Genomic DNA, 14,790 nt, shown 5'->3' with positions numbered 1-14,790 from the left:
ATATTCATTTATTTTTGAATAAATAAATTTAATTATGTCTATTGAAGTCCTCGGTGTCTCAAAACTTTACGGAAATCAGAAAGCCCTTAATAACATTTCATTTCATGTAGGAAAGCCCGAAATTGTTGGTTTTTTAGGTCCGAATGGTGCCGGAAAATCCACTTTAATGAAAATTCTAACCACCTACATCAAGGCTAATAGCGGCCAAGCGTTAGTTAATGGTTTCGACGTGACTACAACCCCTAAAGCGGTACAGCAAAGCGTGGGATATCTTCCTGAGCACAACCCTTTATATTTAGAACAATACGTTAAGGAATACCTAGATTTTAATGCCCAAGTTTACAAAATTAGCAAGCAACGCATTAATGAGGTGATTGCCCTAACCGGCTTAACTCCTGAAGCTCATAAAAAAATCGGACAATTATCTAAAGGGTATCGCCAGCGCGTTGGTTTAGCGAATGCTTTATTACACGATCCCGATGTACTTATTTTAGATGAACCTACCACAGGGTTAGATCCCAACCAATTAATTGACATTAGAAACCTCATAAAAACTATTGGGAAAACAAAAACGGTTTTTCTTTCTACACATATTATGCAGGAAGTTGAAGCCATGTGCGATCGGGTTATCATTATTAATAAAGGTGAAATTGTAGCCGATAAAAACTTAAAAGACCTTAGAAACGAAGCCGAACAAGTGGTTGTCGTAGAATTTGATTACCGCGTGGAAAATGCCTTCCTACTGAAACTACCAAAAGTGGAAAGCGTTGTTAATACATACGATTTTGTTTATGAAATCACCTTTAAAACCACACAGGATATGCGCTCACATGTTTTCGACTTTGCGCATGACAACGAATTAAAGATTCTTCAGCTTAATCAAAAAAACGCCAGTTTAGAATCTCTTTTTAGGAATTTAACCTCAGAATAACTACCTTAAATTCCGATTATGACAAAAGTCATCTTTATCCAAACAACTACCTACTAATTTTGCGAAAGGAAAATAATCCTTTAGCAACTTAAATTGATTCATTTACGTCAAAAATGAAATAAATTAATCTTGTTAAATTAGAAAAAACACAACATGAGTAAAGGTATTTATGTAGCAACTATTGAACCTAACAGCGGAAAATCTGTCGTTGTACTTGGTTTAATGCGTATGCTATTAGGAAAAACAGCGAAAGTAGGATACTTCAGACCTATTATTGAAGACACTGAAGCAGGCGAAGTAGACAACCACATTGATACGGTGATGTCTTATTTCGAAATTGATCTCAATTACAAAAAAACATTCGCATTTAAGCGTAGTGAAGTTCTCGATTTATACAACAAAGGCAAAGCTGGAGATGTTATTGACGAAGTGATAAAAAAATATAAACATCTAGAAGAACGTTTTGATTTTATTCTTGTAGAAGGCACTGATTTCTCTCATGAAAATTCGAGTTTGGAGCTAGATATAAATACACTTATTGCTAAAAACTTGAGTCTTCCAGTTATTCTAGTTTCTCGTGGCGATAATTTACTAATTTCAGAAATCACAGACAATGTACAGTTGGCTTATGATACTTTTAAAGAAGAAGTAGATGTACTGTCTATCATGGCAAATAAGGTTGCTCCTTCCGACGTTAACGATTTAAAAGTCCTATTAAAGGATAGAATTGGAGGAGATACTGATATTACGGTTATCCCTAAGATTGCGAGTTTAGCAAATCCAACAATCAAAGAAATCATCAAAAACGTTGATGGAGAAGTCCTTTTCGGTAAAGACATGCTAAATAATCAAGTGGACAGTGCTATTTTAGGGACTATGCAATTGCGTAATTTTTTAAATCACATAAAAGACGACTGTTTAATTATTACTGCTGGCGATAGAGCCGATATTATTTTAGGAGGCTTACAAGCACACGTATCTAAAAATTACCCTAAAGTAGCCGGAATTGTATTAACAGGAGGTTTAATTCCTGAAGACACCATTTTAAAGTTAATTGAAGGTCTTAACGGCGTTGTTCCAATTATTAGTGCAAAAGAAGGCACATTCTCGATAACCAATAAAATTGGTAAGATTAAAACAAAAATTTACGCCGATAACATCGAAAAAATAGAAACTTCTATTGCAACGTTTGAAAAACACGTGAATACTGATAAATTGGCGAATGATTTAATCACCTTTAAATCTGGAATTTTCACACCTAGAATGTTTCAATACAACTTGTTACAACGTGCGTTAAAAAACAAAAAACACATTGTTTTACCAGAAGGTTACGACGAACGTGTTTTAAGAGCGGCTGCAAGATTAATTGATGCACACGTTGTTAAATTAACCTTAATTGGTGAAAAAGATAAGATTCAAGAGGTTATTACAAGACAAGACATTCCTTTAGATTTAAAGGATGTGAATGTTGTGATGCCACAAGAATCGGAGCATTATGAAGATTATGCAAATACGTTTTACGAATTAAGAAAACATAAAAACGTTAACCTTCAAATGGCTAAAGATACCATGTGTGATGTATCATACTTCGCAACCATGATGATTCACAAAGGTCATGCAGATGGTATGGTTTCTGGGGCTGTTCACACTACACAACACACCTTAAGACCAGCACTTCAATTTATTAAAACGAAGCCAGGTGTCAACATTGTGTCTTCTGTATTCTTTATGTGCTTAGAAGATCGTGTGTCTATATTTGGTGACTGTGCCATTAATCCGAACCCTAATGCAGAACAACTGGCTGAAATCGCTATTTCATCTGCTCAAACAGCTCAAGATTTTGGTGTAGAACCTAAGGTAGCCTTATTATCTTATTCTTCTGGTTCTTCAGGAAAAGGTGAAGAAGTTGATAAAGTAAGAAAAGCAACTGAAATTGCTAAAGAAAAAGCGCCTCATATGAAAATTGAAGGGCCTATTCAATACGATGCAGCAGTAGATATGCGTATCGGAAAAAGCAAATTACCAGATTCTGAAGTTGCAGGACAAGCGAGTGTTTTAGTTTTCCCTGACTTAAACACAGGAAACAACACGTACAAAGCTGTACAAAGAGAAACTGGTGCCTTAGCTATTGGCCCTATGTTACAAGGTTTAAACAAACCGGTTAACGATTTAAGTAGAGGTTGTACTGCAGATGATATTTACAGTACAGTAATAATAACAGCAATTCAAGCTCAAGATATATAAAAATGCAAGTACTTATTTTAAACTCAGGAAGTTCATCACTGAAATTTCAATTGTTTTCTATGCCAGAAGCCACTATTTTATGCTCTGGACTTATAGAACGTATTGGTATGGATGATGCCAAATTTATCTATAAAACGGACAACGATAAAATTGAACTTGAAACACCAATATTAAACCATAAAGAAGGTTTATCATTACTATCTGAACAACTTTTAGATGCTAAAACAGGCATTATCAAATCGGCAGACGATATTGATATTGTAGGCCACCGTGTGGTTCAAGGCGGGTCACTTTTTGATAAAACAACTGAGATCACGCCAAAAGTTAAAGAACAAATAAAAGGTCTTTTTAGTTTAGCACCACTTCACAACCCTGCTAATTTTGAAGGGATAGAGGTTGCTGAAACTATTTTCTCTAAAGCGAAACAAGTGGCTGTTTTTGATACGGCTTTCCATCAAACCATTCCAGAACAAGCCTATAGATATGCGATTGCTAAGGAATTTGTAACCGAACACAACATTCGTTTATATGGTTTCCACGGAACAAGTCATAAATATGTTTCTGAAAAAGCCATTGAATTTCTTGGTAAAAAAGAATCAAAAATCATCACAATTCACTTAGGAAATGGTTGTAGTATGACGGCTGTTAAAGACGGAAAAAGTATCGATCACTCTATGGGGTTAACACCTTTAGATGGTTTAATCATGGGAACACGTTCTGGAGCTATCGATCCGTCGGTTGTATTTCACCTGGCTTCTAAATTAGATTATAGCGTTGATGATATCAATACCCTTTTACAGAAGAAAAGTGGTATGCTAGGTTTAACAGGCTATAGTGATTTAAGGGATATTCAAGCTGAAGCTGCTAAAGGCAATAAAGAATGTCAGTTAGCATTAGAAATGAACACCTACCGTATTAAAAAGTACATTGGTAGTTATGCTGCCGTTTTAAACGGAATTGACGCCATAGTATTTACAGCGGGTATTGGAGAAAACTCCGATTTAATCCGTGAGATGGTTTGTGAAGACATGGATTACTTCGGATTAGAATTAAATAAAGAAGAAAACAAAAAACGTTCTGGCGATATTCGTGAGATTAGTTTACCAACTTCAAAAACTAAAATTCTTATCATTCCAACGAATGAAGAGTTAGAAATCGCGAAGCAATCGGTAGATTTATTCAAAAATTAATCGTCCTTCGTAAACTTCTTCAACCTCTACAATTGGAGGTTTGTTAACAGAAATAATATCACCCGTACTCGAGATCTTTCCTTTAAGTTCTTGGTACGGGTTTATTATGATGTCATTTGAACTTCTATTATAAGCCCATATTTTTTGTGCAATTAGTTCACGGCCTTCAAAACGAGAGGTTCCAGCTGCAAAAGTCACACTCAAATTTTCTGTATTTCCTGTAACGTAAGCATTCGACAAGTTATTAAATACAAACGTTAATCTTTCGTTATCTACTTCCAAATAGAAATCAGCGTTAGTGTAGGTTCCAGGAGCTCCATAATTTTCAGATAAAATGGTTAAATCTGGGTAGGTTAAAACACCATCTGATTTGATATCGCGTTGCGTAGAACTTCGTATTTCTGTAATATTTGGTGAAGTGACATATACTCTTGTCGGTTCGTAATCGCGAATCAAATTACAGCTATTATTATCGATCAAAGTTAACTTGCCGTTTTCAACCGTAGCTGTCACGTCAGGCATTAAATTTTTACCTGTTTCTATAAGTACTTTTTGAATAGGACCTTCTTTAATAATGAGTTCGATATCTTTATTTACAAAAATAGTTTCAAATTCATCCAACTGGATTTCTTTTTGAATAAGGTCTCCTGTGGTTTGAAAACAATTGTTTGCCGATTCGCTATCGCAAGCTAAAAGGAGTCCTAAAACACATATGTATAATAATTTCTTCATATCCTTATTCCAACCCCAAATTCAACAGCTTCTGCTTTTGCACCATGTGATTTGATGCTTATTTTTCCAAACATCCGTTTTCCAAAATATTGCTTCATCCCCAGTCTTAAATACACACGACCTTCAAAATCATAAGGGTAATAGGCATAGTAACCGAGTTGCCCTATTATAGACAACTTATTAATAAATAGCTCATGCCCTACAAACACACCAACACGTTTATAGTCTTCATCACCTGAAATATCTTCCTCGGGATAAGCGACGCTATAATATTCTATAAGCTCTTTCAATGCCATGGCAAAAAACACTTCGGTTCCTAATTGAAACGCACTTTTTCGCGTAATCCTTTTATCTACAGCTGCCGATAAGGTGTAAAACGGAAACTGCCCGCTACCAACAACATCACTTTCTGTGACTCCCGAACTGAAGGTAAAATTAAATCGAAAAGGTTCAGTGAATTTTCTATCGTTTTCCGCTAACGTATACTGATATTCTAGAGGGTCTTCATCAATATTATACGTAAGTCCGACGTTTAACAATAAAGAATTTGTGCTTGTATTGGGCGATTTAAAACTTCCGTTTGAATAATGAATTAAAGTTAACCCCGCTTGAAGTCCGAATCTATCGAAAATACGTTCCTTTCGATAATTAAGCATCAAAAAAGTACTGCTCAATAGATGAGAACCATAAGCCACATTTCGGTAATTAGTCTCCTTATCATATGGGCTGTCTGTGTATGCAATACCTTGTCCCAAACGAAGCATGAGATGGCGATTTAAAAAGTATAGATTGTAATGCGCATACAAGGCAGCCAAGCTTCCCAAGTACTCATTTTTCATATTCTGGTAGGCGTAGGTCACCCCCAAATCAGGATAATTGTAGCGCTGCTCCCAGTCTTCAAAACCAAACGTTTTGCGGTTCCAGCTCAACATAAAACCTTCCGGGTGGCCCGTAATTAAATGAGATATATCTGGATTGTGTTCAGCAATATTTCCGTAGAAATAATTTAAATCTATTGTAGACGTATGTTTTTTATCTTGCCCAAAACCCAGAGTACAAAATAAACAACACAAACAAAACAGGTAATACTTCATCAACAATTTTATATTCGGCAAATGTAAATGAAATTAAAACAATGCCGATGCGATCGCCTGCACGTTGTCACTTTTCCCCATAGAATAATAATGTAAAAATGGCACACCAGCATCTCTAAGTTCTTTAGATTGCTGAATAGCAAACTCAATACCTACTTGACGCACAGCCTTATTGTCTTTACAGCCCTCTACAGCTTCAATAAGATCCTCTGGTAAATCTATTTTAAACACCTGTGGTAAAATTTGTAAATGACGCTTCACAGCTAAAGGTTTAATCCCTGGAATAATTGGAATCGTAACCCCTATTTCTCTAGCCTTAGCAACAAAATCGAAATACTTCTGATTATCAAAAAACATCTGCGTCACCACGTAATCTGCTCCAGCATCAACTTTTGCTTTTAAGCGTTTTAAATCGGTAGTTAACGACGGTGATTCCATGTGTTTTTCTGGATATCCTGCCACACCCACACAAAAATCGTAGTTGTGTTCTACCTTAATATCATCGTGTAAGTACTGACCTTTATTCAAGTTTGAAATTTGCTGAACCAATTCACTAGCATAAGCGTTTCCATCTTTTGTAGGGATAAAATATGACTCGTCTTTTCTAGCATCACCACGTAAAGCCACGACATTATCAATACCTAAATAGTGACAATCGACTAACACATATTCAGTTTCCTCTTTAGTAAATCCGCCACAAAGCAAGTGCGGAATGGCATCCACCTTATATTTATGCATAATAGAAGCACAAATACCAACAGTTCCCGGACGCATACGTGTAATGCGTTTTTCTAGAAGCCCGTTGCCCTTATCTACATAAACAAACTCCTCTCTAGAAGTTGTTACATCTATAAATGGCGGATTAAACTCCATTAACGGATCAATATTATTGTATAAATCTTGAATATTTTTCCCCTTTTGCGGTGGAATAACTTCAAAAGAAAATAATGTTTTTCCGTTTGCTTTTTTTATGTGATCTGTTACTTTCATCAGCTATTTTTTGTCATTCCCACGAAGGTGGGAATCTCATCAATATTAATTTTAATTTTCCTTTACAACGAATTCACTAATGATTTCTTTGTATTTATTGGGCGTTACCGCAAGGGTCGGGCTATCCGTTACAAGTCCTCGTTGCACTGCGGGCTTTCCACTACTATCCCTAACGCAGACTTACTAGTTGTTGCATTACGTCTTTATAATTCTCTTCATATTCCCAGTATATCCATCTGCCATCTACATAATCGGTTAGAACATACGTTTCACTAAGCGATTTTATTCGCGAAACCGCAATACACTTTTTAGCAAAAGAATCAGATTTTACGTGTTCTAAAATCTCCTTATTCTTTTTGGTATCGTACCCATGAGAAATAATATAACTCCCCAGTGTTAATTCTATAAAACTCATCGTTTTTTCTTTTTTTAAGAATCAGCAATATTCGCATGCAACCACTTCCTAGCTTTATCCTTTGGAATCCCTTTACGCTCACAATAATCGGTCACTTGGTCGTCGGTGATTTTCCCTACACCAAAATACTTGGCTTCCGGATTCCCGAAATAATAACCAGAAACCGCTGCTGCTGGCCACATGGCTAAACTTTCAGTAAGGGTCACTCCTATTATTTTTTCAACATCTAAAAGCTCCCAAATGGTTTCTTTTTCTAAATGATCTGGACAAGCAGGATAACCTGGTGCCGGACGAATACCTTTATAAGTTTCTTTAATTAAATCGTCGTTAGTTAAATCTTCATTTGAAGCATAACCCCAATGTTTCACGCGAATTTGTTTGTGTAAATATTCAGCGAAAGCTTCAGCAAATCTATCGGCGATGGCCTGTGCCATAATCCCGTTATAATCATCGTCTTTAGCTCTATAACTATCAGCTAATTCTTGTGCGCCAAAAATACCCACACAAAAAGCACCCATATAATCTTTTTTACCAGAATCTTTAGGAGCAATAAAATCAGCTAAGGCATGATTAGGAATACCTTCGCGTTTCTTTAACTGCTGACGCAACGTCCTAAAAACAGCGATTTCTTCGCCTTTCTTCTGAATGGAAATATCATCATCGTTTATCGAATTCGCTTCAAACAATCCGAAAACAGCTTTGGCCTTCAACGATTGCTTAGCAATAATTTCCTGAATCATAACTTGAGCTTCTTCATACATGATTGTGGCTTGCTCTCCAACAAGGTCATCAGTTAAAATATCTGGAAATTTACCATGTAAATCCCAGCTTCTAAAAAACGGACTCCAATCTATAAACGGCACTAATTCTTTTAAACTAATTTGTTTCAGCATCTGAACCCCTAACTCATTAGGTTTAACAATTTCAGACGTTTCCCAATCAATTTTATATTTTCGTTTACGCGCTTCTTCTATAGAAATATATGATTTTTCTTTACCACGTTTTAAAAACTTAGTTCTAAACTCATCATAATCAGCTTTCATTTTAGCCACATATTCGTGAGATGTTTTCTTATTCAACAAATCACCAACCACAGTTACTGCTCTTGAAGCATCATTTACGTGTACAACCGCATTATTATACTGTGTGTCTATTTTAACAGCCGTATGCGCTTTCGACGTTGTTGCTCCACCAATTAATAATGGCAATACAAAATTCTGACGTTGCATTTCTTTTGCTAAATACACCATTTCATCAAGCGACGGTGTAATTAAACCTGATAACCCAATCGCGTCAACACGTTCACTTATCGCCATTTCAATAATTTTTTCTGGCGGCACCATAACCCCTAAATCTACAATTTCGTAGTTGTTACACGCTAAAACAACACTTACAATATTTTTACCAATATCGTGAACATCACCTTTTACAGTCGCCATTAAAATTTTACCAACAGGCTCTTGTTTATCTGTTTTTTCAGCTTCAATAAACGGGTTTAAATAACCTACAGCTTTTTTCATCACACGTGCCGATTTCACTACTTGAGGCAGAAACATTTTTCCTGCACCAAATAAATCGCCAACCACGTTCATACCAATCATTAAATGACCTTCGATTACATCAATAGGTTTTTCTGCTTCTTGTCTCGCTTGCTCAATATCTTCAATAATAAAAGCATCAATGCCTTTTACTAAAGCATGTGTAATTCTATCTTGAATTGGGTTTTCACGCCATGATAAATCCAGACCTTTTTCAACTTTAGAACCTTTTACAGTTTCAGCAAAATCTAATAAACGCTCGGTAGCATCATCACGTCTGTCTAAAATAACATCTTCAATATGCTCTAATAAATCTTTCGGAATGTCATCATACACTTCTAAAAGCGCAGGATTAACGATTCCCATATTCATTCCCGCTTGAATCGCGTAATATAAAAACACCGAGTGCATCGCTTCACGAACCCCATCATTTCCTCTAAATGAAAATGATACATTACTCACACCACCACTCACGCTTACATTTGGTAAGTTTTCACGAACCCAGCGTGTGGCTTCAATGAAATCTATAGCATTTTTACGGTGTTCATCCATTCCTGTTGCTACAGGAAATATATTTAAATCGAAAATGATATCTTCTGAAGGAAAACCAACTTCATCCACTAAAATATCATACGAACGTTTAGCGATTTCTATACGGCGCTCATAATTATCGGCTTGACCAACTTCATCAAAAGCCATCACAATGACAGCAGCACCATAACGTTTTATCAGCTTCGCTTCTTGAACGAACTTCTCTTTCCCTTCCTTTAATGAAATAGAATTCACCACACATTTCCCTTGCACCACTTGAAGTCCGGCTTCGATAATTTCCCATTTGGAACTATCAATCATAATCGGCACACGACAAATATCTGGTTCGGCAGCAATCAAGTTAAGAAAACGAATCATGGCTTCTTTACCATCAATTAGTCCGTCGTCAAAATTGATATCAATTATTTGCGCTCCTCCATCTACTTGGTGACGTGCAATATCTAAAGCCTCATCGTATTTTTCTTCCTTAATTAAACGAAGAAATTTTCGAGATCCAGCAACGTTAGTACGCTCTCCTACATTTATGAAATTGCTGTTTTCGTTTAGAACTAGTGGTTCTAAACCTGACAGCTTCATGTATTTGGTTTGTTTTATTTTCATTATTTATAGTGTTCTACTGTTGGAAAGGGCTCGTAAAAATGGTGCAATAACGCTTTCCATTGTTGATATTCATCAGATTGCCTAAATCCGATTTCATGATCTTCGATTGTTTCCCAGTTTACTAATAATATATATTTATCTTCTTGCTCTACACACTTTTTTAATTGGTGTGAGACATAGCCCTTCATTGATGAAATGATTTTTTCTGCTTGTCTGAAACTAATTTCAAATTCAGCTGAACGTCCTTTCTTTATGTTTAAAATAGCTACTTCAAGAATCATTTTTTATTTTTTTATAGACCTTTCAGGTTTTGCTTTCACTCAGCTTCATTTGTAGCGAGTGACAACATTAACGTCTGCTATAGAATTCCTGCCTCCGCAGGAATTCTTGGTTTATATTTGGCTGCTAATTTCGCTATCACGCTAATATGATCTGGCGATGTGCCGCAGCAACCTCCAATAATATTAATTAAATTCTTCTTTAAATACTCTTCTATTTGCTCACCCATTTCCTCTGGTGATTCATCATACTCGCCAAAAGCATTCGGTAAACCAGCATTCGGGTGTGCTGAAATAGCGAAATCTGTTTTATTAGCGATTGCTTCTAGGTGTGGCTGTAACAAATTAGCTCCTAAAGCACAATTAAACCCAATTGATAATAACGGAATATGAGATACTGAAATTAAAAAAGCTTCAGCCGTTTGCCCAGAAAGTGTTCTTCCGGAAGCATCGGTAATGGTACCACTTAACATGATTGGAATATCAATATTGCGTTCGTCCTTTACTTCTTCAATCGCAAATAATGCGGCTTTGGCGTTTAAGGTATCAAAAACCGTTTCAACTAATAATAAATCAGCGCCACCATCCATTAAAGCTTCTACTTGTTGTTTGTAGGCAATACGCAATTCATCAAAAGTTACCGCTCTGTAACCAGGATCATTTACATCTGGTGACATACTTGCTGTTCGATTTGTTGGCCCGATTGAACCTGCTACAAAACGTGGTTTATGTGGTTCTTTAGCTGTGAATTCATTGGCAACTTCTTTGGCTATTTTAGCCGATTCATAGTTTAATTCATAAACCAAATCTTCCATTTGATAATCGGCCATAGCGATGGTCGTTCCAGAAAACGTATTGGTTTCTACGATATCTGCTCCAGCTTCAAAATATTTGGCATGAATAGTTTTTATGGCTTCAGGCTGCGTGATAGAAAGTAAATCGTTATTACCCTGCAATGGTGTTGGGTAATCTTTAAAACGCTCTCCACGAAAATCATCTTCATTGAATTTATAGGCTTGTAACATGGTACCCATAGCACCATCTAAAACCAAAATCCGCTCTTTTAAAGCCTGTTGTATATTTGACATTTTTTGATATTATTTTTTAAGTATAATATCATCAAGAAAAGTAAAATCACTCCTCGTTATCTTTCCAATAATTTTTAATTATCAGTAGAACGTAGCACCTTCTTTACCAGATAAAGGGTTGCCAAGGCTTCAACGGGTCTAATCCCTCATCCTTTCTTGATAACATTAATACGTTAATGAACAAAATTCAATACTCTTATAGTTATTGATTTCGTGAACAAAAATACTAACTATATTCCTTTATTCACAGGATTTTGATAAAAATTGCAACCACTATTCAAATAGGGTTGACGACAAGTAACGATCGCCGCGATCACAAATAACGGCGACAATAACACCTTCTTCTAATGTTTCGGCAATTTTTAAGGCACAAAACACCGAACCACCACTGCTCATTCCAGCAAATACACCTTCTTCTTTCGCTAGATCGATGGTGGTTTGTTTGGCATCTTCTTCCGAGACATCGACAACGATATCCACTCTTTTAGGGTCGAAAAATTTAGGCACATATTCTGGTGACCATTTTCTAATCCCTGGAATTTTTGCCCCGTCGGCAGGTTGTGCGCCTACAATGGTTATATCTTTATTTTGCTCTTTAAGAAAGGTAGATACACCGGTTATGGTGCCTGTCGTTCCCATGGCAGAAACAAAATGTGTGATTTTATGATTGGTGGCTTCCCAAATTTCAGGCCCTGTGGTGTGGTAATGGGCTTTCCAGTTGTCTGGATTTTCAAACTGATTGAGTAACACATAGCCTTTTTCATCTCTAAGTTTAAAAGCTAAGTCGCGAGAACCTTCAATACCAACATCTGAAGCCGTTAAAATGACCTCAGCACCATAAGCACGCATGGTTTTGACACGTTCTTCAGTAGAGTTTTCAGGCATAATTAACACCATATTTAACCCTAATAACTTCGCGATAAAAGCTAAGGCAATCCCTGTGTTTCCACTTGTAGCTTCAACTAGAGTACCACCTTTTTTAATGTCGCCACGTTTTAAGGCTTCGTTAATCATATGAAAAGCAGGACGATCTTTTACACTTCCGCCCGGGTTATTTCCTTCTAGCTTCAAAAACAAACGCACCCCTTTTTTCGAGATTAGATGTGTTGCTTCAACTAATGGTGTGCTCCCTATTTGACCAATAATGCTATTTTTATATTCCATTCTTCTTAGGTCTAACTTTTATTTCTGTTTGATAGGTTACCAACGAATTTTTAGGAACCGATTCTGTGATCCAAACATTCGCTCCAATAATACTATTTGCGCCAATGACAATATCGCCCCCCAAAATAGTAGCGTTCGCATAAATGCAAACATTATCCTCAATGGTAGGGTGACGTTTTGTAGATGCTAAATTTTTAGACACAGAAATACCACCAAGTGTTACCCCCTGATAAATCTTAACATTTTCACCGATAATGCTTGTTTCACCAATTACAATTCCTGTTCCATGATCGATGTAAAAAGACTCCCCAATAGTTGCCCCTGGGTGAATATCCACCCCTGTAATACCATGAATATATTCACTCATCATTCGAGGTAAAATGTGTACACCTAGTTTATAAAGCGCGTGACTTAACCTATAAATTGAAATGGCATGAAACCCCGGGTAAGCCATGTAAATTTCCTCTAAACTATGTGAAGCCGGATCATTACTTTCAAAAGCGATGGCGTCTAAATCTAATTTTTTTCGGATTTCAGGAAGTTCTGATTTAAATTTTTCCCAAATTTCCTCACCATTCTCTATATCTAACTTAGATACCATTTTAAGAAATTTTTTCTCTAAATATTTACCATGAGCTTCTTCTTGCTCACAGTCAAATAAAGAATAAAACAATCTTTTAGTAAATGTTTTTGCGGTGTCTTTAAGGCAAACGTTATAACTTTTCATATATGCTATATGCTTTATTAGTCTTAATGATTTTAGATTATAAATGTAAAACTTATCCTTTTAAATACTCCTATTTTAAATACTAAATCCTACAAGGTTTTTACAAACTTTGTAGGATTAGAATATTATTTTAACAGCCTTTTAAATTCAAATCTAAAAGGTTGAATTGAACTTATTAATTAATCGCTTGTACAACAGCTTTTGGAGCCTCTTTACGAGAACCATCAAAACCATCTACACCAGAAACTGTAGTATACTTTAAAATATTTTTCTTCCCTGGGTGTATAATTTTATATGCTGCTTGACACATGATAGTAGCTTCATGAAAACCACAAAGAATTAATTTTAATTTCCCTGGATAGAAATTACCATCACCAATAGCAAATATCCCTGGGACATTCGTTTGATAATCTAAAGCATTATTAACTTTTATGGCATTTTTTTCAATTTCTAATCCCCAGTTCGCTATAGGTCCTAATTTAGGTGATAACCCAAATAAAGGTATAAAATGATCAGTTTCTAAAGTAAAAGGTTCTTCTCCTTTTTTTGTAATTTCAATAGCTTCAACCTTACCATCTCCTAAAATATCAGTAACTTCAGCAGGTGTAATCAAATTAATTTTACCAGCATCTTTTAATTCTTGAACTTTTTCAACAGAATCTAAATGTCCTCTAAATTCGTTACGTCTATGTATAAGTGTCACACTTTTTGCTACATCAGCTAAAAAGATAGACCAATCTAAAGCAGAATCTCCACCACCAGCAATGATTACGTTTTTATCACGATACACTTCTGGTTCTTTAATCATATACTCCACACCTTTGTCTTCAAATTGAGCAAGGCTCTCAAGCTGTGGTTTTCTAGGCTCAAAACTACCTAAACCACTAGCAATAGCAACCACTTTAGCGTGATGCTTTGTTCCTTTATTTGTAGTCACTATAAATGTACCATCCTCTTGTTTTTCAACCGTATCTGCACGTTCACCTAAAGTAAAACCAGGTTCAAACTGTTTTGCCTGCTCAAGTAAGTTTTTAGTTAAATCTCCAGCTAAGATTTCAGGAAATCCTGGAATATCATAAATTGGTTTTTTTGGATATAATTCTGAACACTGTCCGCCAGGTTGTGGCAACGCATCAATTAAATGGCATTTCAGTTTTAATAATCCAGCTTCGAATACTGTAAATAGTCCTGTTGGCCCCGCGCCAATTATTAGTATATCTGTTTCAATCATTGTATGGTACTTTTAC

At 36.0% G+C, this 14,790-nt stretch carries 13 protein-coding genes and 1 riboswitch; of the genes, 3 read left to right on the top strand and 10 right to left on the bottom strand.

Annotated features, from left to right (window positions below):
• The first annotated feature begins 34 nt into the window (after positions 1-34).
• From gldA to Q4566_RS11005, 3 genes are all read left to right on the top strand, one after another.
• A complete protein-coding gene (gene gldA / locus Q4566_RS11015; RefSeq protein WP_303421103.1) occupies positions 35-931 on the top strand; it encodes a gliding motility-associated ABC transporter ATP-binding subunit GldA in 897 nt (298 codons plus the stop codon).
• 153 nt (positions 932-1,084) lie between these two features.
• Complete coding sequence (gene pta, locus Q4566_RS11010; RefSeq protein ID WP_303421101.1) at positions 1,085-3,175, top strand: phosphate acetyltransferase; 2,091 nt, start codon at positions 1,085-1,087, stop codon at positions 3,173-3,175.
• Between the two features lie 2 nt (positions 3,176-3,177).
• Complete coding sequence (locus tag Q4566_RS11005; protein ID WP_303421099.1) at positions 3,178-4,365, top strand: acetate/propionate family kinase; 1,188 nt, start codon at positions 3,178-3,180, stop codon at positions 4,363-4,365.
• Here Q4566_RS11005 and Q4566_RS11000 read toward each other — a convergent pair.
• From Q4566_RS11000 to Q4566_RS10955, 10 genes are all read right to left on the bottom strand, one after another.
• Positions 4,351-5,097 (bottom strand): head GIN domain-containing protein, encoded by a 747-nt coding sequence (locus tag Q4566_RS11000; protein WP_303421097.1) that lies wholly within the window; start codon positions 5,095-5,097, stop codon positions 4,351-4,353. The two genes, Q4566_RS11005 and Q4566_RS11000, sit on opposite strands and share 15 nt — an antisense overlap.
• Positions 5,094-6,191, bottom strand: coding sequence for an acyloxyacyl hydrolase (locus Q4566_RS10995; protein ID WP_303421095.1), 1,098 nt, complete (start codon positions 6,189-6,191; stop codon positions 5,094-5,096). The genes Q4566_RS11000 and Q4566_RS10995 overlap by 4 nt, the downstream gene beginning before the upstream one ends.
• Before the next feature lie 33 nt (positions 6,192-6,224).
• Positions 6,225-7,181, bottom strand: coding sequence for a methylenetetrahydrofolate reductase [NAD(P)H] (metF, locus tag Q4566_RS10990; protein ID WP_303421093.1), 957 nt, complete (start codon positions 7,179-7,181; stop codon positions 6,225-6,227).
• Between the two features lie 169 nt (positions 7,182-7,350).
• A complete protein-coding gene (locus Q4566_RS10985; protein WP_303421091.1) occupies positions 7,351-7,596 on the bottom strand; it encodes a hypothetical protein in 246 nt (81 codons plus the stop codon).
• 14 nt (positions 7,597-7,610) lie between these two features.
• Positions 7,611-10,286: a methionine synthase gene (gene metH / locus Q4566_RS10980; RefSeq protein ID WP_303421089.1), complete on the bottom strand. Its 2,676-nt coding sequence runs from the start codon at positions 10,284-10,286 to the stop codon at positions 7,611-7,613.
• Positions 10,286-10,567: an antibiotic biosynthesis monooxygenase gene (locus tag Q4566_RS10975; protein ID WP_303421087.1), complete on the bottom strand. Its 282-nt coding sequence runs from the start codon at positions 10,565-10,567 to the stop codon at positions 10,286-10,288. Before Q4566_RS10975 ends, metH begins: the two co-directional genes overlap by 1 nt.
• Positions 10,568-10,644: 77 nt before the next feature.
• The gene (locus tag Q4566_RS10970; protein ID WP_303421085.1) at positions 10,645-11,652 is read right to left on the bottom strand and encodes a homocysteine S-methyltransferase family protein; all 1,008 of its coding nucleotides are present in this window, start codon (positions 11,650-11,652) and stop codon (positions 10,645-10,647) included.
• Positions 11,653-11,705: 53 nt separating this feature from the next.
• Positions 11,706-11,818, bottom strand: a riboswitch (SAM riboswitch).
• A gap of 107 nt (positions 11,819-11,925) precedes the next feature.
• Positions 11,926-12,816 carry a cysteine synthase CysM gene (gene cysM, locus Q4566_RS10965; protein ID WP_303421083.1) on the bottom strand — a complete coding sequence of 297 codons (891 nt, stop codon included), beginning with the start codon at positions 12,814-12,816 and terminating at the stop codon, positions 11,926-11,928.
• Positions 12,806-13,543 carry a serine O-acetyltransferase EpsC gene (gene epsC, locus Q4566_RS10960; protein ID WP_303421081.1) on the bottom strand — a complete coding sequence of 246 codons (738 nt, stop codon included), beginning with the start codon at positions 13,541-13,543 and terminating at the stop codon, positions 12,806-12,808. Before epsC ends, cysM begins: the two co-directional genes overlap by 11 nt.
• Positions 13,544-13,718: 175 nt before the next feature.
• Positions 13,719-14,774 (bottom strand): NAD(P)/FAD-dependent oxidoreductase, encoded by a 1,056-nt coding sequence (locus Q4566_RS10955; protein ID WP_303421079.1) that lies wholly within the window; start codon positions 14,772-14,774, stop codon positions 13,719-13,721.
• Between the last annotated feature and the right edge of the window lie 16 nt (positions 14,775-14,790).

Origin of the sequence: Tamlana sp. 2_MG-2023, assembly GCF_030548465.1 — a bacterium.
Lineage (GTDB): Bacteria > Bacteroidota > Bacteroidia > Flavobacteriales > Flavobacteriaceae > Pseudotamlana.
This window is presented reverse-complemented; position numbering and strand designations above follow the sequence as displayed.